18 protein-coding genes and 1 pseudogene are annotated in these 20,407 nt (G+C 74.3%); 7 read left to right on the top strand and 12 right to left on the bottom strand.

Going from position 1 to position 20,407, the window contains the following annotated elements; all coding sequences use genetic code 11:
* Window positions 1–270 precede the first annotated feature (270 nt).
* Window positions 271–1,602: an NAD(P)/FAD-dependent oxidoreductase gene (locus tag ACIQI7_RS10310; protein WP_401107198.1), complete on the bottom strand. Its 1,332-nt coding sequence runs from the start codon at window positions 1,600–1,602 to the stop codon at window positions 271–273.
* 516 nt (window positions 1,603–2,118) lie between these two features.
* Window positions 2,119–3,024, bottom strand: coding sequence for a TIGR01777 family oxidoreductase (locus tag ACIQI7_RS10305; RefSeq protein ID WP_401107197.1), 906 nt, complete (start codon window positions 3,022–3,024; stop codon window positions 2,119–2,121).
* A gap of 84 nt (window positions 3,025–3,108) precedes the next feature.
* Here ACIQI7_RS10305 and ACIQI7_RS10300 point away from each other — a divergent pair, with 84 nt between their 5' ends.
* Together ACIQI7_RS10300 and ACIQI7_RS10295 are read left to right on the top strand one after the other, a co-directional pair.
* Window positions 3,109–3,606 (top strand): GNAT family N-acetyltransferase, encoded by a 498-nt coding sequence (locus ACIQI7_RS10300; RefSeq protein WP_401107194.1) that lies wholly within the window; start codon window positions 3,109–3,111, stop codon window positions 3,604–3,606.
* A 230-nt stretch (window positions 3,607–3,836) separates the two neighbouring features.
* Window positions 3,837–4,937, top strand: coding sequence for a DUF2510 domain-containing protein (locus ACIQI7_RS10295; RefSeq protein WP_401107191.1), 1,101 nt, complete (start codon window positions 3,837–3,839; stop codon window positions 4,935–4,937).
* An 83-nt stretch (window positions 4,938–5,020) separates the two neighbouring features.
* On the opposite strand, the gene ACIQI7_RS10290 is transcribed toward ACIQI7_RS10295, so the two are convergent.
* From ACIQI7_RS10290 to cobU, 7 genes and pseudogenes are all read right to left on the bottom strand, one after another.
* Window positions 5,021–5,536 (bottom strand): DUF4240 domain-containing protein, encoded by a 516-nt coding sequence (locus ACIQI7_RS10290; RefSeq protein ID WP_401107188.1) that lies wholly within the window; start codon window positions 5,534–5,536, stop codon window positions 5,021–5,023.
* Between the two features lie 160 nt (window positions 5,537–5,696).
* A complete protein-coding gene (gene sucB, locus ACIQI7_RS10285) occupies window positions 5,697–7,463 on the bottom strand; it encodes a 2-oxoglutarate dehydrogenase, E2 component, dihydrolipoamide succinyltransferase (RefSeq protein WP_401107186.1) in 1,767 nt (588 codons plus the stop codon).
* Between the two features lie 81 nt (window positions 7,464–7,544).
* Window positions 7,545–8,951: a dihydrolipoyl dehydrogenase gene (gene lpdA, locus ACIQI7_RS10280; RefSeq protein ID WP_097238208.1), complete on the bottom strand. Its 1,407-nt coding sequence runs from the start codon at window positions 8,949–8,951 to the stop codon at window positions 7,545–7,547.
* Window positions 8,952–9,377: 426 nt separating this feature from the next.
* On the bottom strand, window positions 9,378–10,880 hold the full coding sequence (locus tag ACIQI7_RS10275) for a leucyl aminopeptidase (protein WP_401107182.1): 1,503 nt from the start codon (window positions 10,878–10,880) through the stop codon (window positions 9,378–9,380).
* A 257-nt stretch (window positions 10,881–11,137) separates the two neighbouring features.
* Window positions 11,138–11,929 (bottom strand): adenosylcobinamide-GDP ribazoletransferase, encoded by a 792-nt coding sequence (locus ACIQI7_RS10270; protein WP_387748798.1) that lies wholly within the window; start codon window positions 11,927–11,929, stop codon window positions 11,138–11,140.
* Between the two features lie 72 nt (window positions 11,930–12,001).
* The gene (locus ACIQI7_RS10265; protein WP_401107180.1) at window positions 12,002–13,126 is read right to left on the bottom strand and encodes a nicotinate-nucleotide--dimethylbenzimidazole phosphoribosyltransferase; all 1,125 of its coding nucleotides are present in this window, start codon (window positions 13,124–13,126) and stop codon (window positions 12,002–12,004) included.
* 28 nt (window positions 13,127–13,154) lie between these two features.
* A pseudogene (gene cobU, locus ACIQI7_RS10260) lies at window positions 13,155–13,715 on the bottom strand (bifunctional adenosylcobinamide kinase/adenosylcobinamide-phosphate guanylyltransferase); the annotation flags it as partial.
* 119 nt (window positions 13,716–13,834) lie between these two features.
* Between cobU and ACIQI7_RS10255 the strand changes: the two are divergent.
* The gene (locus ACIQI7_RS10255; RefSeq protein WP_401107177.1) at window positions 13,835–14,035 is read left to right on the top strand and encodes a hypothetical protein; all 201 of its coding nucleotides are present in this window, start codon (window positions 13,835–13,837) and stop codon (window positions 14,033–14,035) included.
* A gap of 10 nt (window positions 14,036–14,045) precedes the next feature.
* On the opposite strand, the gene ACIQI7_RS10250 is transcribed toward ACIQI7_RS10255, so the two are convergent.
* Together ACIQI7_RS10250 and ACIQI7_RS10245 are read right to left on the bottom strand one after the other, a co-directional pair.
* Entirely contained in the window at window positions 14,046–14,786 is a 741-nt protein-coding gene (locus tag ACIQI7_RS10250) for a class I SAM-dependent methyltransferase (RefSeq protein WP_387749287.1), read from the bottom strand.
* Between the two features lie 179 nt (window positions 14,787–14,965).
* Entirely contained in the window at window positions 14,966–15,565 is a 600-nt protein-coding gene (locus ACIQI7_RS10245; protein ID WP_401107174.1) for a DUF3043 domain-containing protein, read from the bottom strand.
* A gap of 301 nt (window positions 15,566–15,866) precedes the next feature.
* Here ACIQI7_RS10245 and ACIQI7_RS10240 point away from each other — a divergent pair, with 301 nt between their 5' ends.
* The gene (locus tag ACIQI7_RS10240) at window positions 15,867–16,673 is read left to right on the top strand and encodes a PspA/IM30 family protein (protein ID WP_387748808.1); all 807 of its coding nucleotides are present in this window, start codon (window positions 15,867–15,869) and stop codon (window positions 16,671–16,673) included.
* Between the two features lie 37 nt (window positions 16,674–16,710).
* Window positions 16,711–17,004 (top strand): hypothetical protein, encoded by a 294-nt coding sequence (locus ACIQI7_RS10235; RefSeq protein WP_387748810.1) that lies wholly within the window; start codon window positions 16,711–16,713, stop codon window positions 17,002–17,004.
* 360 nt (window positions 17,005–17,364) lie between these two features.
* Here the strand turns inward: ACIQI7_RS10235 and nadA are convergent, their stop codons facing one another.
* Window positions 17,365–18,549, bottom strand: coding sequence for a quinolinate synthase NadA (gene nadA / locus ACIQI7_RS10230; RefSeq protein WP_387748812.1), 1,185 nt, complete (start codon window positions 18,547–18,549; stop codon window positions 17,365–17,367).
* 221 nt (window positions 18,550–18,770) lie between these two features.
* Between nadA and ACIQI7_RS10225 the strand changes: the two genes are divergently transcribed.
* Both ACIQI7_RS10225 and ACIQI7_RS10220 read left to right on the top strand, forming a co-directional pair.
* Entirely contained in the window at window positions 18,771–19,694 is a 924-nt protein-coding gene (locus ACIQI7_RS10225; RefSeq protein WP_401107170.1) for an NADP-dependent oxidoreductase, read from the top strand.
* Between the two features lie 151 nt (window positions 19,695–19,845).
* Window positions 19,846–20,310: an Lrp/AsnC family transcriptional regulator gene (locus ACIQI7_RS10220; RefSeq protein WP_049651848.1), complete on the top strand. Its 465-nt coding sequence runs from the start codon at window positions 19,846–19,848 to the stop codon at window positions 20,308–20,310.
* The last annotated feature ends 97 nt before the right edge of the window (window positions 20,311–20,407 follow it).

Here is a 20,407-nt window from a genome sequence, read left to right as displayed (position 1 = left end):
CCTACGGGCGTAGCGGCCCGGCCGACGGGCGGCAGCGACCCGACCGGCGGGGTGCACGGGGCCGGCCACGCGGCGCCCGCCCGTTCCAGCGGGCCGCCGCCCGGCCGGCCGCATGGTCGACACCACCGGATGAACGGTCGGGACCGTCGGGCCGGCCGGTCCGGTGTCCCGGCACGCCGTCGGTCCGTCACCCCGGCGGACCGACGGCGGCCGGGAGCCTCGCGGGGCGCGGCAGCCGGTCCTCGGCCGACGGCCCTCCGCTTCGCGCCGTCAGGCCGCCGCCTCCGCCTCCCGGGCGTCGGCCGGGAGGCCGAGGTCGCCCAGCACCGCCTGGGCCGCCCGCCGCCCGGACACCAGCGCGCCCTGCACGGTGCTGGTGTCCCGGTGGTCCCCGGCGACGTACAGCCCGGCCAGCAGCCGCACCGGGCGGCGGGGGTTGTGCGGCGGCGGCATCGCGGGCAGCGCGTCCGGGACGTGCCGCACGCCGAGGAACTGCCAGCCCGAGGTCGAGCCGCCGTACAGCTCGGCCAGCCGGGCCCGGACGGCCGGTTCCAGCCCGGCCGGGCCGCCCAGGTCGAAGGCGCGCCGCCCGAGCACGGTGCTGGCGATCAGCGCCTGGCCGGCCGGGGCGTAGGACGGGTGCAGCTCGCTGAGCACCAGCGAGTGCGAGACCAGCGGCGGGTGCCCGTTCGGCCGGTCGCCGTCGAGCAGCAGCACGGCCTCGCCCAGCGGGGCGGCGTCGGCCGCGTGGAAGAAGGTCGTGACGGGGTGGAAGTCCGGCAGCCGTATCCCGGGCAGCAGTTCGGCGGCGGAGCGGGCGTCGGTGGCGACGATGACGGCCTGGGCGCCGATCCGCCCGTGCGCGAGGGTCTCCACGCCGTCGGCGGCGATCGAGGTGACCCGCACCCGGGTGCGGACGGTGCCGACGGGCAGCGCGGCGGCCAGCTGGGCCGGCACCGCCGAGACCCCGTCGGCGGGCAGACAGAGCCGCCCGCGCGCGTAGGAGCGCAGCACCAGGTCGGCGACCCGGCTGCTGGTGCCGAGGGCCGGGTCGGCGAGCAGCGCGCCGAGCAGCGGGCGCAGGAAGCCGTCCACGGTGCGCTGGGAGAGGCCGTGGCCGGCCAGCGCGCGGGCCGCGGTGGTCTCCGGCCGGGCCTGGAGCCGGCTGACCGGGGTGGTGGCCAGGCGGCCGAGCCAGCCGCCCAGCCGGGCCTTGTCCAGCGGACTGCCGAGCGGGGCCCGGGCGGCGGCCTGCCGGGCGACGGTGAGCTGGGGGTCCCCGGCGCGGTAGCGGCGGCCGGCGCTGTGCACCAGCACGCCGGGCGCGAGCGGGCGCAGGTCGAGGCGGTCGAGGTCGAGCGTGCGGTGCAGCTCGGGGAAGGCGGTGTTCAGCAGGTGGCTGCCGTCGTCGAGCCGGAATCCGTCCTGCTCGCGGGTGGCCATCCGGCCGCCGATCCGGTCGGTGGCCTCCAGGACCTGAACGGCGAGGCCGTGGCCGGTGAGCGCGCGGGCGGCGGCCAGGCCCGCGAGTCCGGCGCCGACCACGACGACGTCCGGGTCGGACGGCCGACGGGCGCGGCGGGTGAAGTCGTACGTGGGCACTGGCGTGCTCCCTCCCTGGTCCCGGGGCTCCGGCCGACGCAGGCAGCGGGGTGCCGGGACACGGTCCGACGAGGGTGATGCCCAGTCAGTGTGAGCATCAGACAAGCGCATCGGGCCGGATCCGAGGGCCGGGGAGGGTTGTGCGGCACCGGGCGGGGGCGCGGTCACGGACAGTGCGCCGTGCGGCCGGGTTCGGGGGTCGATGGGCGCGTACGGTCACCGGGGGCGTGCGACGCGCCCGCCATGTGCTCCCGTGCGCCCCCTCCTCGGGCCCCCTCGGCCCCCGCCCGGCATATGCCCCTGGCCAGGGCGGATGCCGTAGTCGGAGTACGCACGGCTCCGCACGACCCGCGCGCACGTCCGGCCGCCCGGCGCGCGCAGCAACCCGGCACGCCCACCGGCACCGCGCCGCCATCGCGCCGCCCATCGCACCGGCACCGCAGCGGGCCCGGGCACCGCGCCGCCATCCCACCGGCCCCCGCCCCACGTGCCCCCGCCCCGCCCGCGGCGCACCCGTCACATCGCCGCGAGCACCGCCGAGTACACGTCCGGGTGGGTGAAGCGGAAGCCCGCGTCCAGCAGCCGCCGCGGCACCACCCGGTGGCTGCCGACCACCTCGATCGCCAGCTCGCCCAGCACCAGCTTGAGCACCGCCTCCGGCACCGGGAACGGCGTCGGCCGCCCCAGCGCCCGTCCGAGCGCGGAGGTCAGCTCGGCGTTGGTCGCCGGGTCGGGCGCGGTGAGGTTGAAGGCGCCGGAGAGGTCGTCGTGGTCGATCAGGAACCGCAGCGCGGCCACCTCGTCGTGCAGCGAGATGAAGCTCCAGTACTGCCGCCCGCTGCCGAGGCGCCCGCCGAGGCCCAGCTTGAACAGCGGGAACAGCCGCCCGCCCGCCCCGCCAGCCGCGGAGAGCACCATCCCGGTGCGGGGGTGGACGACCCGGATCCCGGCCCGCTCGGCCGGCCGGGCGGCGTCCTCCCACTCCCGGCAGACCTCGGCCAGGAAGTCGTCGCCCGCGGGGGAGTCCTCGTCGATCACCCGGTCACCGGTCTGCCCGTACCAGCCGACCGCGGAGGCGCTCACGAAGACCTGCGGCGGCTCCTTGAGCCCGGCCAGGGCGACGGCCAGCGTCTCGGTGCCGTACACCCGGCTCTCCCGGATCTCCCGCTTGTAGGAGTCCGTCCAGCGGCGGTCGCCGATCCCGGCGCCGGCCAGGTGCACCACGGCCTGGACCCCGGCCAGCCCGTCCCGCTCGACCTCGCCGAGCAGCGGGTTCCAGCCGATCCCGGTGCTGCCGTCCGGCCGGGGGCCGGTCTTCGAGCGGTGGCGGACCAGCCGGACCACCTCATGGCCGTCCGCCAGCAGGGAGCGGACGAGCGCCGAACCGATCAATCCCGTGGAACCCGTGACAGCGATGCGCATGCGGCCATCCTCGCAGCTCCCGCCCGCTCCCGCGGCGATCCCGACCGCCCGTCACATCCGGACGCCCCCGTTAGCATGACGCGCATGCCTGACGACGATCTGATCATCCGTACGGCGCGGAGCGAGGACGAGCGCGAACTCGCCGTCCTCAACCACGCGGCCTGGTCCATCCTCTCCGACGTCTCCCCGCAACCGGACGTCCAGGCCCCGCTGTTCGACGAGCGGCACGCCCCCGAGCAGTTCCAGCTGGCCGTGCTGGACGGCCGGATCGTCGGCTACGTCCGTCAGATCCCGGCCACCCCGCTGGCGAGCAACCGGCACGTACGGCAGATCCAGGGCCTGGCCGTCGACGGCACCGTCCGCGGCCGGGGCATCGGCCGCCGGCTGGTCGAGGCGGCCTGCGAGGCGGCCCGGGCCGAGGGCGCCCGCAAGATGAGCCTGCGGGTGCTCGGCTGGAACGCGCCGGCCCGTCGGCTCTACGAGAGCTGCGGCTTCGTCGTCGAGGGCTCGTTGGCCGAGGAGTTCCTGATCGACGGCCGGTACGTGGACGACGTCTGGATGGCCCGCCGTCTCACCGGCTGAACCCACGCGGGCGCACCCGGGCGCCTCGACCCCAGGCGGTCACGGGCAGGCCCGGCGGCCCCAGGCGACCCCAGGCGGTCACGGGCGGGCCCGCGCGGGCGCCCCCGGGCCCACCCGCCGGCCGCCCGGACCGGCCCGCCGGAAGAGGTGGTTCGCCACCCGACGGACGGTGCAGAGTCGTGACAGTCCCGCCCTGTCTGGACCGCCACCGCGCCGGGTACCGTACGCCCGTGAGCAACTCGACGCCTCCCGGGTGGTACCCGGTCCCGGGTGCGGACGGCACCCCCGGTCACGAGCGCTGGTGGGACGGCAGCGCCTGGACCAGCGAGGTCCGGCCGCTCCAGGGCGGCGTCGCGGGCGGGCTCGCCGACGCCCCCACCCAGACCTGGACGTCGTCCGACCAGCGGCCCGGCTACGGCTACCCCGGCTCCCCGGCGGCCCCGGCCTACGGCTACCCGGGCCAGAACGGCTCCCCGGCACCCGCCTACGGCTACCCCGGTCAGGACGGCTACCAGGGCCAGGACGCCTACCAGGGCCAGGCCCAGGGCGGTTACCCGCCCCAGGGCCCGGGCTACGGCTACCCGGGCCCGGGGTACCCGCCGCCGGCCCCGGCGGCCAAGCCGAAGACCGGTCTGATCATCGGCATCGCGGTCGCCGTGCTGGCGGTGGGCGGGACCATCGCCGGGGTCGTGTTCAGCGGTGGCGGCGGCGACCCGAAGGCGGACCCGACCCCGAACCCCACGGTCACCGTGACCGGGAGCGCGAGCCCCACGCCGCGCCCCAGCCCGACCGCGCCCACCAGCAGCCCCACGGCACCCAAGCCCCTGCCGGTGGTCAAGAGCACCGTCCCTGACGCGCAGCACGGGATCACCGTGCCGGTCTTCGACGGCTGGGAGGTGTCCGGCAACCCGCCGCACTCGTCGGTCTACCTCGGCACCGGCCGCTACACCTGCCCGGACGGCAGCACCTGCATCCGCGGCCAGTTCTCGGTCGAGAAGGACACCATCCAGGGCAGCACGCCCAAGGCGGCGGCCGACGCCCAGATGCCGGTCTACACCGGGCAGATCTTCTCCGGCGTCAACTCGCACACCGACGCCGGTTCCGGGTACGTCAGCGTGGCCGGCGTGCTCGGCTACGCCACCCGCTGGCACATCCGCACCACCGACGGCACCCAGGGCTACGTCCTGCTGGTCGCCCTCCCGGCCAAGGGCGGCGGCTACGTGGTCATGGAGGGCGGCGTGGACGACAGCCCGGCCGCGCCGGAGTTCTCCGTGCTGGACCAGATCCTCAAGGGCATCAAGCAGGACAGCTCCTCCGGCAGCAGCACCTGACGCGACCGGGGCGCGGCCGAACCGCGGCCGGAACGGGGCCGGGGCGAGGCCGAACCACGGCCGGGGCGGCCAGGCGGGGACACCTAGTCCCCGTACCGCTCCCACAGCTTGGGGAAGCGCTTGGCCATGACGTCCGGGTCGTCGAAGTCCAGCGCCGCCCCGGACGGCCGCTCCGGCTGTCGGCCGCCCACCTCGGGCAGCGGCAGCCCGGTCAGCTGCTCGTACGCCTCGTCGGCGGCGTAGCCGAGGTCCTCGGCCTCGCCGTCCTCCTCCTCGTCGAACTCGGGCAGCAGGTCCGCCAGGTCGTCCGGCTCGGCCAGCCCGCCCTCGAAGACCTCCCGGCCCTGGCCGATCAGCCAGAACCGGAAGTAGTCGAAGGTGTCGTCGGAGGCGCCGTCGAGCAGCAGGTAGGCCGCGCCCCACAGGTCGTTCCGGTAGGCGCGGTGGAACCGCGCCTGGAACAGCCGGGCGAAGTCGATCACGTCGTCCGGTGTCAGCTGGAGGAGCCGTTCCACCAGTACGTCAGCCTGCTCGTCGGGGTCGCCGTCGGCGGCGTCCCGGGTCTCGTCGATGATCTGCCAGAAGTCCGTCTCGTCCATCACCGCTCCAGCATCCCCGTTCGGCCGCGTCAGCGCATGCCGCGACTCGGCGCGCGCCGTCCGCGACTCGGCGCGGTCGGGGGCCGGGAACGGCGGAACCCCGCGCCGTCGGGGACGACGCGGGGTTCCGTACGCGGGGTTCCGCGGGGACCTGGTGAGGTCAGAGGCCGAGCTCGACCTCGAACTCGCCGGCCTCCAGGATCTCCTTGACCGAGACCAGGTAGCGGGCGGCGTCGGCGCCGTCCACCAGGCGGTGGTCGTAGGAGAGCGACAGGTAGACCATGTCGCGGATGCCGATGGCGGTGCCGCCGTCGGCCTCGATGACCACCGGGCGCTTGACGGTGGCGCCGATGCCCAGGATGGCGACCTGGTTCGGCGGCACGATCACGGTGTCGAACAGCGCACCGCGCGAGCCGGTGTTGCTGATGGTGAAGGTGGCGCCGGACAGCTCGTCCGGGGTGATCTTGCTGTCGCGGACCTTGGTGGCCAGCTCGGCGGTCTTCTTCGAGATGCCGGCGATGTTGAGGTCGCCCGCACCCTTGATGACCGGGGTCATCAGACCCTTCTCGGAGTCCACCGCGATGCCGATGTTCTCGGTGTCGAAGTAGGTGACCGTGCCCTCGGCCTCGTTGATCCGCGCGTTGACGACCGCGTGGACCTTCAGCGCCTGGGCGGCGGCCTTGACGAAGAACGGCATCGGGGAGAGCTTGACGCCCTCGCGGGCCTGGAAGCCCTCCTTGGCCTTGGCGCGCAGCGACATGATCTTGGTGACGTCCACCTCGACCACGCTGGTCAGCTGGGCCTGCTCGTGCAGGGCCTTCAGCATGTTGTCGCCGATGACCTTGCGCATGCGGGTCATCTTGACCGTCTGGCCGCGCAGGGCGGACGGCGCGGCGGCGGCCTTCGGCGCGGCGGCCGGGGCGGCAGCGGCGGCCGGGGCCGGAGCGGCCTTGGCGGCCTCCGCGGCGGCGATGACGTCCTGCTTGCGGATGCGGCCGCCGACGCCGGTGCCGGCGACGGAGGACAGCGCGACGCCGTGCTCGGCGGCGAGCTTGCGCACCAGCGGGGTGACGTAGGCGTCACCGTTGTCGGCCGCCGGGGCAGCCGGGGCGACCGGAGCCGGAGCGGCAGCCGGCGCCGGGGCGGCCGGGGCAGCGGCCGGAGCGGGAGCGGCGGCAACCGGAGCGGCCGGAGCCGGAGCCGGAGCGGGGGCGGCCGGGGCAGCGGGCGCCGGAGCCGGAGTAGCCGGGGCAGCGGCCGGAGCCGGGGCCGGAGCGGCAGCCGGGGCCGGGGCGGCGGCGACGGCACCGGCGGCGCCGATCAGCGCGAGCTGGGCGCCGACCTCGGCGGTCTCGTCCTCGCCGACCAGGATCTTCACCAGGGTGCCGGCGACCGGCGACGGGATCTCGGTGTCGACCTTGTCGGTGGAGACCTCGAGCAGCGGCTCGTCGACCTCGACGGTGTCGCCCTCGGCCTTCAGCCAGCGGGTGACGGTGCCCTCGGAAACGCTCTCGCCCAGCGCGGGCAGCAGCACCGGGGTGGCGTCGCCGGCCGGGGCAGCAGCCGGAGCCGGAGCGGCGGCGGGGACCGGGGCGGCAGCCGGGGCCTCGGCGACCGGGGCGGCCGGAGCCGGGGCGGCGGCGGGCACGGCCTCGGCGGCGGGGGCCGCGGCGGGGGCGGGGGCGCCCGAGCCGTCGTCGATGACGGCCAGCTCGGCGCCGACCTCGACGGTCTCGTCCTCGCCGACCTTGATCGAGGAGAGGATGCCGGAAGCCGGGGCCGGGATCTCGGTGTCGACCTTGTCGGTCGACACCTCCAGCAGCGGCTCGTCGACCTCGACACGCTCACCCTCGGCCTTCAGCCAGCGGGTGACGGTGCCCTCGGAAACGCTCTCGCCCAGCGCGGGCAGTGTTACTGAGACCGCCATGGTTTCAGCGACTCCTATCAAGTCTTGCGTACGGGAAGTACTTGCGTACGGGAAGTACCGGGAAAGGGGGGTGGGGCGAAATCAGTCGTGCGCGTGCAGCGGCTTGCCGGCCAGCGCCAGGTGCGCCTCGCCCAGGGCCTCGGACTGGGTCGGGTGCGCGTGGATGAGCTGCGCGACCTCGGCCGGCAGGGCCTCCCAGTTGTAGATCAGCTGGGCTTCGCCGACCTGCTCGCCCATGCGGGCGCCGACCATGTGGACGCCGACCACGGCGCCGTCCTTGACCTGGACGAGCTTGATCTCGCCGGCGGTCTTCAGGATCTTGCTCTTGCCGTTGCCGGCCAGGTTGTACTTCAGGGTGACGACCTTCTCCTTGCCGTACAGCTCGACGGCCTTGGCCTCGGAGATGCCGACGGAGGCCACCTCGGGGTTGGAGTACGTCACGCGCGGGACGCCGTCGTAGTCGATCGGCACCGGCTTGAGGCCGGCCAGGCGCTCGGCGACCAGGATGCCCTCGGCGAAGCCGACGTGGGCCAGCTGCAGGGTCGGGGCGAGGTCGCCGACGGCGGAGATGGTGGGCACGTTGGTGCGCATGTACTCGTCGACCAGGACGTAGCCGCGGTCCATCGCGACGCCGTTCTCCTCGTAGCCGAGGCCGGCCGAGACCGGGCCGCGGCCGATGGCGACGAGCAGCAGGTCGGCGTCGATCTGCTTGCCGTTCTCGGTGGAGACGCGGACACCGGTCTCGGTGTACTCGACGCCCGAGAAGCGGGCCTTCAGCTCGAACTTGATGCCGCGCTTGCGGAACGCGCGCTCCAGCAGCTTGGAGGAGTTCTCGTCCTCCAGCGGGACGAGGTGCGGCAGCGCCTCGACGATGGTGACCTCGACGCCGAAGGACTTCCAGACCGAGGCGAACTCGACGCCGATCACGCCGCCGCCGAGGATGACGGCCGACTTCGGGATGCGGTCGAGCTTGAGGGCGTGGTCCGAGGAGATCACGCGGTTGCCGTCGATCTCCAGGCCCGGGATCGAGCGCGGCACGGAACCGGTGGCCAGCACGATGTGGCGGCCTTCGATGCGCTGGCCGTTCACGTCCACCGAGGTCTGCGAGGAGAGCTTGCCCTCGCCCTGGATGAAGGTCACCTTGCGGGACGCCACCAGGCCCTGGAGGCCCTTGTACAGGCCGGCGATGACGTCGTCCTTGTACTTGTGGACGCCGTTGATGTCGATGCCCTGGAAGGTGGCCAGGACGCCGAACTCGGCGGCCTCCTTCGTCTCGTCCGCGATCTCCGCGGCGTGCAGCAGTGCCTTGGTCGGGATGCAGCCGCGGTGCAGGCAGGTGCCGCCCAGCTCACCCTTCTCGACCAGGGCGACGCTCAGGCCCAGCTGAGCGGCGCGGAGCGCCGCGGCGTAACCGCCGCTTCCGCCTCCGAGAATGACTACGTCGAAAACGGTGCTGGCGTCGTTCGCCACGTCACGTCCTCCATGCATGGGGTGGGTCGCCGGGCCGGTCGCGGTCCGGTGGGTCGGAAGCCTTTGTGGGGCGCCCAGTCGTGCCGGAAATACATCTTCGCACTTGTTCACGGTGGCTGATGTCCGGGTCCGCCCCAGGGGTGTCCCAGGAAGTGGTCACCGGGGCGGGAACACCCCCGACGGAAGGGCATCATCGCAGCTCAGAGCAGTGTTGACAGCCGCCGGACGGGCGTCTTCGGCGCCATCCGCCGCGGCTTCTTCCGTACTGCGGAACAAAGTTTCGCCCGCAGCGAACAGGAGTGCGCCGCGGCCCCCGGGCCTACTCGCAGGTAACCCGGCCGGGAACGCCGACGGGGCCCGGCGCACACGCGCCGGGCCCCGTCGCAGCGGGTCCCCGAGCAGGGCGTCCGGACCGGCGGACGCCCTGCTCGGGGGATGCCGGGATCAGGCCTTGGCGTTCGCCTTCTGCTCGGCGAAGCGGACCAGGGTGCGCACCGCGCTCGCGGTGCCGCCCTTCGGGGTGTAGCCGAACGGCGCGCCCTCGTGGAACGCCGGACCGGCGATGTCCAGGTGCGCCCAGTCGGTGCCCTCGGCCACGAACTCCTTCAGGAACAGGCCGGCCACCAGACCGCCGCCCATCCGCTCGCCCATGTTGGCCAGGTCGGCGATGGTCGACTCGGTGAAGCCCTTGCGCAGGTCGGCCGGCAGCGGCATCGGCCAGGACTGCTCGCCCGCCTCGCCGGCCAGCGCGTGCAGCTCGTCGCGCAGCTCGTCGTCGTTGGCCATCACGCCGAAGGTGCGGTTGCCCAGGGCCAGCACCATGGCGCCGGTCAGGGTGGCCACGTCGACGATGACGTCCGGGTTCTCCTCGCCGGCCCGCACGATCGCGTCGGCCAGCACCAGGCGGCCCTCGGCGTCCGTGTTCAGGACCTCGACGGTCTTGCCGCCGTAGATCTTCAGCACGTCGCCCGGACGGGTGGCGGAGCCGGACGGCATGTTCTCGGCCAGCGCCAGCCAGGCGGTCACGTTGACGGCCAGGCCCAGGCGCTTGGCGGCCACCACGGCGGCGAACACGGCGGCGGCGCCGGCCATGTCGCACTTCATGGTCTCGTTGTGGCCGGCCGGCTTCAGCGAGATGCCGCCCGAGTCGTAGGTGATGCCCTTGCCGACGAAGGCCAGGGTGGCCTTGGCCTTCGGGTGGGTGTAGGCCACCTTCACGAGGCGGGGCGGGTTGGCCGAGCCGCCGCCGACGCCCAGCAGGCCGCCGAAGCCGCCCTTGGTCAGCGCCTTCTCGTCCAGCACCTCGACCTTGAGGCCGTGCTCCTTGCCGGCCGCCTGGGCGATCGCGGCGAAGCTCTTCGGGTTCAGGTCGTTCGGCGCGGTGTTGACCAGGTCGCGGGCCCGGTTCATCTCCTCGCCGATCGCGGCGGCGCGCTCCACGGCGGCCTTGGCGTCCTTGTTGCCCTTGCGGGCGGTCAGCAGGACCAGCTCGCCGACCGGCTCCTTGCCGTTGCCGTTGGCCTTGTACGTGCCGAAGGCGTACGAGCCGAGCAGGCCGCCCAGCGCGACCGCCTCGATGGCCTCCGCCGACTCGGCGGGCAGGGCCAGCGCGGCCTTCTTGGTACCGGCCAGGGTGCGGGCGGCGACACCGGCGGCGCGACGCAGCGCCTCCAGCTCGTAGCCGTCCTCGGCGGCCTCGCCCAGGCCGACCGCGAGCACGAGCGCGGCCTTCAGCCCGGCGGGGGAGGGGACCTTGACGGCCTCGCCCTCGGCGCCGCTCGCGCCCAGGGTGCCGAGGACCTCGGCCAGCTTGCCCTCGAACGCCTCGTTGACGGCCTCGGCGCCGGGGGCCAGCACGATGCCCTTCGGGCCCTTCGCGACACCGACCACCAGGGCGTCCGCACGCAGCGAGGCGGCGGAGGAGGTGCTCACAGACAATGCAGTCACGTAATGCGTCCTGTTCTTTCGCGGTAGACGGCCGGCCACGGCGAGGCTGCCGAACCGGCGCAGCCCGCCGTCGCAGGCTGCGCGCCGGCGGGCCCCCGGGTCCGGGGCCCCTGGCGCGCGCGTCCGCCGGAAGCGGCCGCGCACACCAGAGGCCCCGGCTCCTCGGTACGCGCCGGGCGGGCAGGACCTGCCACGGTGCAGGGCTGCGGTGCTCCACGCATGGTAGTCCGCATGCTGGGATCACGCGCCGCCCGGTGTCAGCCGAGCAACGCCAGGGCGAACAGCGAGGCGGTGGCGGCGGTTTCGGCCATCGCGCCGAGCACGTCCCCGGTGATCCCGCCGAACCTGCGCACGCACCGTCCGAGCAGCAGCCGGGCGCAGCCGACGCCGAGCACAACGGCCAGCGGCAGACGGAGAACTGACCAGCCGTCGAACAGCCCGGCCGCGGCCACGGCGAGCGCCGCGGCGGCCGTCGCGGCGGCGGCCCCGGCGGGCGGCACGGTGCTCGCCACCACCGCTCCGAGCCCGCCCGGCCGGGCGGCCGGCACCGACCGCAGGCAGCCCCAGCCGAGCGCGCACCGGGCGGCCGTCGCCGAGGCGAGCACCGCGAGGGCGCCGCGCAGCGGGGAGTGACCGAACTGCCCGGCCAGCGCGGCCACCTGGGCGAGCAGGACCAGGACCAGGGTCAGCACGCCGAACGGACCGATGTCGGACTGCTTCATGACGCGCAGCGCGTCCTCGGCCGGCTTCCCGCTGCCCAGCCCGTCGGCGACGTCCGCCAGGCCGTCCAGGTGCAGCCCCCGGGTCAGCCCGGCGAGCACGGCCACCGCGGCCACCGCGCCGAGCGGACCGCCCGCCCGCCAGGCCACCAGAGCGCCGGCGGCGGCCGCCAGGGCCCCCAGCACGAGCCCGACCACCGGGGCCGTCACCATCGCCCGGGCCGCCGCCGCCCGGTCCCAGCGCTCCACCCGCACCCGTAGCACGGACAGGGTCCCGAACCCGAACCGCAGGCCGTCGGCCCAGGTGGCCCGGTCGCCGCCGCTCGCCATGAACGCGTTCCTCCCACAGCGAGAGCGCCCCCGGTCAGGGACGCTCTCGGGTTGTCCTGCCGGCCGGGTGTCCTAGAGCTTGCGCAGCAGGTCCGCCGCCGAGGGCAGCTTCGGCTGCTCCTTCGGCGCGCTCGGCGCCACCGGCACGAACGGCTTCGGCGCCTCGTCCGCGAGCACGTCCCCGGCGGCCTGGAGCAGCGGCAGCGCCAGCAGCGCGCCGAGGCCCTCGCCCATGGTGATGCCCTGGTCCTGCAACGGCGTCAGGGTCAGCCGGTCGTACGCCTTCGCCTGGGCCGGTTCGCCGCTGGACTGCCCGGCCCGCCACCACTCCGGCGCCCGGAAGGCGATCCGCTGCGCGACCAGCGCGCAGGCCGCCGAGACCACGCCGTCCAGCACCACCGGCAGCCGCCGGACGGCCGCCTGGAGCAGGAAGCCGGTGATCGCGGCGAAGTCGGCCCCGCCGGTGGCGCCGAGCAGCGCCAGCTGGTCGCCGAGCACCGGCCGGGCCCGCCGCAGCGAGTCCCTGATGGTGGCGCACTTGACCATCCACACCCGGTCGTCGATCCCGGAGCCGCGCCCGGTCACCGCCGCCGCGTCGGTCCCGCAGAGCGCTCCGACCAGTACGCCGGCCACCGTGGTGGCGCCGACCCCGAGGTCGCCGAGCAGCACCAGGTCGGTGCCGGCGTCGGCCTCCTCGTCGGCGACGGCCATGCCGGCCCGGAACGCCCGGACGGTCTCCTGCGCGGTGAGCGCGTCCTCGACGTCGATCCGCCCGGAGCCGCGCCGGACCCGGTGGGCGACCACCTCGTCCGGGAAGTCGGCCGGGTCGGCGTCCACCGCGACGTCGACGACCCGGACCCGGGCGCCGTAGCGCGCGGCCAGCCGGGACACCGGGGCACTGCCGTCGAGCACGGCCCGCACCCGGGCCGCGGTGCCGCCCTCGGCGGGCATCCGGGAGACGCCGAGCGCCGCCACGCCGTGGTCGGCGGCGAACAGCAGCACCTTGGGAGAGGAGACCGGCCGCACCGGCGAGCGCCCCTGCACGGAGGCCAGCCAGCTGCCCAGCTCCTCCAGCCGGCCGAGCCCGCCGCGCGGCCGGTCGGCCGCCTGCCAGCGCTCCTCGGCGGCCCGCCGGGCGCTCTCGTCGGGGCGCTCGACGAGCGAGGAGAACGTATCGAGATCCACGGTCGTGTCCATCGTCCGGAAGGCTACACGCCGGAGGTGGTCAGCCCGAGGCTGGCTTGACGGTCAGCACCTGCCCCGCCACCACGAGCAGGACGCGCTCCGAGGCGTCCGCCACGGCCATGTTGAGCCGGCCCAGGGTGTCGCGGAACCGGCGGCCCGCGGCGGTGGCCGGGACGACGCCCATGCCGACCTCGTTGCTCACCGCGACGACGGTCCGCCCGGTGGCCGCCCAGGCCCGCGCCAGCGCGTCGCAGCGGTTCTGCACGGCGGTCTCGCCGCCGTCCGCCCAGACCTCGTCGTCCCAGGCGCCGCACTCGTCCATCACGGCGGTCAGCCACAGGGCGAGGCAGTCGACCAGCACCGGAGCCGGGTCGGCGGCGTCGGCCAGCACGGCCTCCAGGTCGCAGGTCTCGGCGGTGCGCCAGCCGGCCGGCCGGCGCTCCCGGTGCAGCGCGACCCGCTGGGCCCACTCGGCGTCGCCGTCCCGGGTGCCGCCGGTGGCCACGTAGAGGACGTCCGGGTGCTCGGCGAGCAGCTGCTCGGCGCGGGTGGACTTGCCGGAGCGGGCGCCGCCGAGCAGCAGCGTGCGGGGCAGCGGGGGACGGGTGGGCTCGGGTGGGGTCGCCATGCCGCCCATCCTGCCCGACAGGCATACGGAAGATCGGGCCGGGCAGGCTATGGTGCGCAGCACACAGGCAGCGTCAGTGGGAGGAGCCGGGCATGGTCTGGACGTGGCGGTACGAGAAGGCGGACGGCAGCGTGGTGACGCCCGGCGGCGGCCAGGAGGAGTTCGCCGGCCAGGGGGACGCCGAGACCTGGATCGGGGAGGCCTGGAAGCAGCTCGCCGAGGAGGGCGTGGACACCGCGGTCCTGCTGGAGGACGGCGCCAAGGTGTACGCCATGAGCCTGCACGAGGGCTGAGCCCGGGCGGCTACTTCGCCCCGATCACGTGCAGCAGCGCGGCGACCTGCCGGTACGGGTCGGTGCGGCCGGCCCGGTCCTCGGCTTCCAGGAGCTGGGCCAGCTGCCGCCCGTCCACCGGCGGCGCCGCGTCGTCCGGGGCGTTGTCGGTGAAGACCCGCACGCCGTACCAGCGCCGCAGCGGCACCGACACCTCGGAGAGGGTGACGGTGAGGTCGCCGATCCGGTCGGCCCGCGCGGCCAGGCCGAGCCGGTTGTAGTACCGGTCGCTCTCGAAGGCGTGCAGGGCGGCCCGCCAGTCCCCGGCGGCGGCCGGCCGCAGGGCCAGCGCGTCCCGGTTGCGGACCAGCAGCGAGAGCAGTCCGCCGGGCGCCAGCAGCCGGGCCAGCGAGGCGATCATCGGGTCCGGGTCGGGCAGGTACATCAGTACGCCGTGGCAGAGCACCACGTCGAAGCTGCGCGGGCCGAACCAGCGCCCGCACTGGTGGCCGTCGCCGCTGAGCAGCTGCATCCGGCCGCGGACCTCCGGCGGCTCCCCGGCGAGCGCCCCCTGGGCGACGCCGAGCGCGACCGGGTCCGAGTCGATCCCGGTGACGTAGTGGCCGGCCCGGGCCAGCCGCAGGGCCTGGGTGCCCTGGCCGCAGCCGATGTCGAGGACGCGCTGCGCGCTGCGGCCGGCCAGCTGTTCGGCGAGCTGGCGGGCGACGAGCTCCTGGCGGACGAAGTCGCGCAGCCCGCCGTGCCGGTCCAGCCAGGCGCCGGTGCCGCCCGCGAAGGACCCGCTGCGCGAGGGCAGCCGGCGCTCCTGGGCGAGCCGGTCGTGGCCGCCGGCGCCCTGCCCCGGGAGCGCGCCTCCCTGTCCGGGAAGTGCGTAGAGGCCGGGCCCCTCCCAGGAAGGCGGGGCCCAGCCGGAGTCGACCGGTTCGGCGGTCAGGGCTTCTCCCCGCGCCGCACCTGCGGCTTGGGCAGGCGCAGCCGGCGCATCTGGAGGGTGCGCATGATGCCGTACGCGACGGCGCCGCGGGTGTTCTGCCCGGCGAAGCGCTCGGCCAGCTGCTTGCGCAGACCGAGGCCGAGGCGGACGAAGTCCAGGATCACGAACACGAAGAACAGCAGGAACAGCAGGGTGGAGAGCAGCTGGAGCGCCGGCACCTTGACGATGCTGAGCACCAGGATGACCACGGCGGCCGGCAGGAAGAACTCGGCGAGCGACCAGCGGGAGTCCACGTAGTCGCGGGCGAACTTGCGCACCGGGCCTTTGTCACGGGCCGGCAGGTGGCGCTCGTCGCCGTTCATCAGGGCCTGGCGCTGCTTCTCGCGCTCGACGCGCATGCGCTCACGCCCCTGGCGGGCGGCCTCCTTGCGGTCCTTGGGCACGGTCACCCGGGTACGCCGGTTGGCCTCGGCCTCACTGCGCTTGGGGGTGGGGCGGCCCTTCTTGGCCTGCGGGTCGCGGGCCTGGGTCGTCTCGTCCTGCTTCTCCAGCACGGTGGCGGAGGCGGCGGCATCATCTGAACGGCGTCGGAACACACCACCAGCGTACGGGGTGCGGCGCGGCTTCCACGGGTGCCCTCGGACCCAAACGCATATCGATACCGCGAGGTCGCCGTCGGAGCCGGGTTTCCCGGGGCCTTCCCGTAGGGGATCACTCGGATGGACGATGGGGGGTATGAGGGGCGGATCCACCCGGGGGAGGAGGAAACGCCACTGGTCGCTGTAGCAGTCTTGTTGCAGGCAGGTGCACTGCGGCGACGGGCTCGCTGCACATACACTCGTCGTGTCTGGTAACGAGATAGAGACCGCAGGCCGGAGAAGGGGGCACCCGAGGCCCATGAGCGACGGAATCATGAAGCGTATGGGGCTGATCTTCCGCTCCAAGGCGAACAAGGCCTTGGACCGGGCGGAGGATCCGCGTGAAACGCTCGACTACTCGTACCAGAAGCAGCTCGAACTGCTGCAGAAGGTACGCCGTGGTGTCGCGGACGTCGCGACCTCGCGCAAGCGGCTCGAGCTCCAGCTGACCCAGCTCCAGCAGCAGTCGGCCAAGTACGAGGACCAGGGCCGCAAGGCGCTGTCGCTCGGCCGGGAGGACCTCGCGCGCGAGGCGCTGACCCGCAAGGCCAACATGCAGTCGCAGATCACCGACCTGGAGACGCAGTACCAGCAGCTCCAGGCCGAGGAGGAGAAGCTCACGCTCGCCTCCCAGCGGCTCCAGGCCAAGGTGGACGCCTTCCGCACCAAGAAGGAGACCATCAAGGCGACGTACACGGCCGCCCAGGCGCAGACCCGCATCGCCGAGTCCTTCTCCGGGATCTCGGAGGAGATGGGCGACGTCGGCCTGGCGATCCAGCGTGCCGAGGACAAGACCGCCCAGATGCAGGCCCGGGCCGGTGCCATCGACGAGCTGCTCGCCTCCGGCGCGCTCGACGACGCCAGCGGTCTCGGCCGCAAGGACGACATCGAGGCCGAGCTGGAGCGGGTGGCCGGCGGTTCCGACGTCGAGCTGGAGCTGGCCCGGATGAAGGCCGAGCTGTCCGGCCCCTCCTCCGCCGGCCCCGCCGCGATCGAGCAGGGCAAGCCGCAGGACGTCCAGCCGCAGCCGCAGCAGGACACCCCGCGCATCAACTACAACAAGTGATCTGAGCTCGACCCCACGAACCAGGGAGACGCACGGCATGATCATCAGGGTCATGGGCGAGGGGCAGTACGAGGTGGGCGAAGACCACCTGAGCGAGCTGAACACGCTCGACGCCGACCTCGTCACCGCGGTGGAGTCGGGCGACGAGGAGCGCTTCCGGCTGGCCTACGGCAAGCTGTTGGCGGCCGTGAAGGGGTCGGGTGCTCCGGTGCCCCTGGACTCGCTGGAGCCGTCGGAGCTGATCCTGCCGAGCTCGGACGCGACGATCGACGAGGTCCGCGAGCTGTTGATGGCCGACGGCGAGGGCGTCATCCCGGGCTTCCCCGAGTAGCGACTGCGGCTGCTGCCAGACGAAAGGGCGGGCCCCCTCCCACCGGAGGGGGCCCGCCCTTCGCTGTTACTCGCCCGCTCGCCTCCCGGGGCGCTCGGACCCGGTGCCGACGGTCGTCGCTCCGATGCCCCTCGTTCCTCGGGGCCTCCTCGCTCCTCCCTTTCGGCACCGGCGCGCCCCTTCGGCTCGGGGCGGGACTCGCCCGCTCGCCTCCCGGGGCGCTCGGACCCGGTGCCGACGGTCGTCGCTCCGATGCCCCTCGTTCCTCGGGGCCTCCTCGCTCCTCCCTATCGGCACCGGCGCGCCCCTTCGGCTCGGGGCGGGACTCGCCCGCTCGCCTCCGGGGCGCTCGGGGCGGGGCTACGGCAGGGCCAGCATCCGGTCCAGCGCCGCCTTGGCGTACTTCTCGGTCTCCGGGTCGACGGTGATCACGTTCGGCACCCGGCCGTCGACCAGCGACTCCAGCGCCCAGACCAGGTGCGGCAGGTCGATCCGGTTCATGGTCGAGCAGAAGCAGACCGCGCGGTCCAGGAAGACGATCTCCTTGTCCGGGTGCGCCTTGGCCAGGCGACGGACCAGGTTCAGCTCGGTGCCGATGGCCCACTTGGAGCCGGGCTCGGCGGCGTCCAGCGCCTTGATGATGTACTCGGTCGAGCCCACCATGTCGGCGGCCGCGACGACCTCGTGCTTGCACTCGGGGTGGACCAGGACGGTCACGCCGGGGATCCGCTCGCGGACGTCGTTCACCGAGTCCAGGCTGAACCGCCCGTGCACCGAGCAGTGGCCGCGCCAGAGGATCATCTTCGCGTCCCGCAGCTGCTCGGCGGTCAGGCCGCCGTTCGGCCGGTGCGGGTTGTAGACGACGCAGTCGTCCAGCGAGAAGCCCATGTCCCGCACCGCGGTGTTGCGGCCGAGGTGCTGGTCGGGCAGGAAGAGCACCTTCTGGCCCTGCTCGAAGGCCCACTCCAGGGCGCGCTTGGCGTTGGAGGAGGTGCAGATGAGGCCGCCGTGCCGGCCGGTGAAGGCCTTGATGTCGGCGGAGGAGTTCATGTACGAGACCGGGACGGTCACGTCGGCTATGCCGGCGTCGGTCAGGACGTCCCAGCACTCGGCGACCTGCTCGGCGGTGGCCATGTCGGCCATCGAGCAGCCGGCCGCGAGGTCGGGGAGGACGACCTGCTGCCGCTCGCTGGTGAGGATGTCCGCGGACTCGGCCATGAAGTGCACGCCGCAGAAGACGATGTACTCGGCCTCGGGGCGGGCCGCCGCGTCGCGGGCGAGCTTGAAGGAGTCGCCGGTGACGTCGGCGAACTCGATCACCTCGTCGCGCTGGTAGTGGTGGCCGAGGATGAAGACGCGGTCGCCGAGCGCGGCCTTGGCCGCGCGGGCGCGCTCGACGAGGTTCGGGTCGGAGGCCGGGGGGAGGTCACCGGGGCATTCGACCCCGCGCTCGCTGTTCGGGTCGGCCTCGCGGCCGAGCAGCAGCAGAGCGAGCGGCGTCGGGGTGGGGTCGACGCCGTGGGTCTCGGTGATGGTGGTGGTCACGGGCGGGTGCCCTTCTGTGCGGCCGATCAAGCGGTGAAGCCTTTTCGTCTAACTGACGCTATCTATGATAACCGGTTAGCGTCAGAGTGACGATGGCCATCCTGTCGATGTGACGAGAACCGCTCGACAGAACGGACCCCTGGCGGTGCCGGATGCCCGGTTCGGGGGAGTACGGGCGTGGCCGAATCGATATGTCCGGGCCCCCGGGTATGGCTGGACCCATGAAGGCAATCGCGATCAACCGCTACGGCGGCCCCGAGGTGGTCGAGTACACCGACCTGCCGGACCCGAAGGTCGGGCCCGACTCCGTCCTGGTCGAGGTGCGGGCGGCCGGAGTGAACCCGGTGGACTGGAAGATCCGGGACGGCGCCCTGGACGGCCTCCTCGACGCGCACTTCCCGCTGGTCATGGGCTGGGACCTGGCCGGCGTGGTCCGCGCGGTCGGCGGCGGGATCACCGAGTTCGCCCCGGGCGACGAGGTGTACGGCTACGTCCGCAAGGACGCCGTCGAGCACGGCACCTACGCCGAGCTGGTCTCCGCCCCGGTCCGCACCCTGGCCCGCAAGCCGGCCGCGCTGGACTGGGCGCAGGCCGGCGGTCTGCCGCTGGCGGGGCTCACCGCGCTGCAGGGCCTGCGGGCGCTGCGCCTCGCCGAGGGGGAGACCGTCCTGGTGCACGCCGCCGCGGGCGGGGTCGGCCACCTGGCGGTGCAGCTGGCCCGGGCCGCCGGGGCCCGGGTGATCGGCACCGCGGCCGAGCGCAACCACGACTTCCTGCGCGGCCTCGGCGCCGAGCCGGTGGTGTACGGCGAGGGCCTGGCCGACCGGGTCCGGGCGCTCGCCCCCGACGGGGTGGACGCGGCGCTCGACCTGGTGGGCCACGGGGCCGTCCAGGTCTCGGCCGGCCTGGTGGCGGACCCGGCCCGGATCGCCTCGACCACCGACTTCGGGGTCAAGGCGCTCGGCGGCCGGTACGTCTGGGTCCGCCCGGACGCCGGCGACCTCGCCGAGCTGGCCCGGCTGGCCGACGACGGCCGGCTGACCGTCACCGTCGCGTCCACCTTCCCGCTGGCCCAGGCCGCCTCCGCCCAGGCGCTCAGCGCGGAGGGCCGCACCCGGGGGAAGATCGTGCTGCTCGTCCCCTGACGGCCGCCCGCTCGGGTCGTCCATCGGCGGTGAACTCGGCCAGGTCATCCGCCAGAATGGTGAAGAACCGTTTCGGCAGCGACAGTGGCGGGGGCAGCCGCCGCCGGAGCGCCCCGCCGAACCCTCGTACGACCCGTGGAGCCCCGCACCCATGACCAGCAGCCGAGCGCACGAGGTGGTCGGGGCCGACCTGGACGAGACCGACCGGCTCCTGCTCGCCCGGCTCGGCAGCGACGGCCGCGCCTCGTACGCCGAGATCGGCCTGCAGGTGAACCTCTCCGCCACCGCCGTGCGCCGCCGGATCGACCGGCTGCGGGCGCGCGGCGTGGTCCGGGGCTTCACCGTGGTGCTCGACCCCTCCGTGCTGGGCTGGCAGACCGAGGCCTTCGTCGAGGTCTACTGCCGCGAGCGCACCGCCCCCGAGGAGATCCTCGCCAGCCTGCGGCAGTTCCCCGAGGTGGTCGCCGCCTGGACGGTCACCGGCGACCCGGACGCCCTGGTCCACCTGCGGGCCGCCGACATGCGCCACCTGGAGGCCGTCATCGAACGCATCCGGCGCGAGCCCGGAGTGCAGCGCAGCCGCTCCTCGGTGGTGCTCTCCCAGCTCATCGGCTGACCGGCGGCACGGGTACGCAGGAATCCTGCGCGGACCGGCCCGAAGACGCTCGAAACCTGCCTGACCAGCCGCGTTCCGACGCGCGGTGAGGCACCCG

This window comes from Kitasatospora sp. NPDC092039 (assembly GCF_044756065.1).
GTDB lineage: Bacteria > Actinomycetota > Actinomycetes > Streptomycetales > Streptomycetaceae > Kitasatospora.
This window is presented reverse-complemented; position numbering and strand designations above follow the sequence as displayed.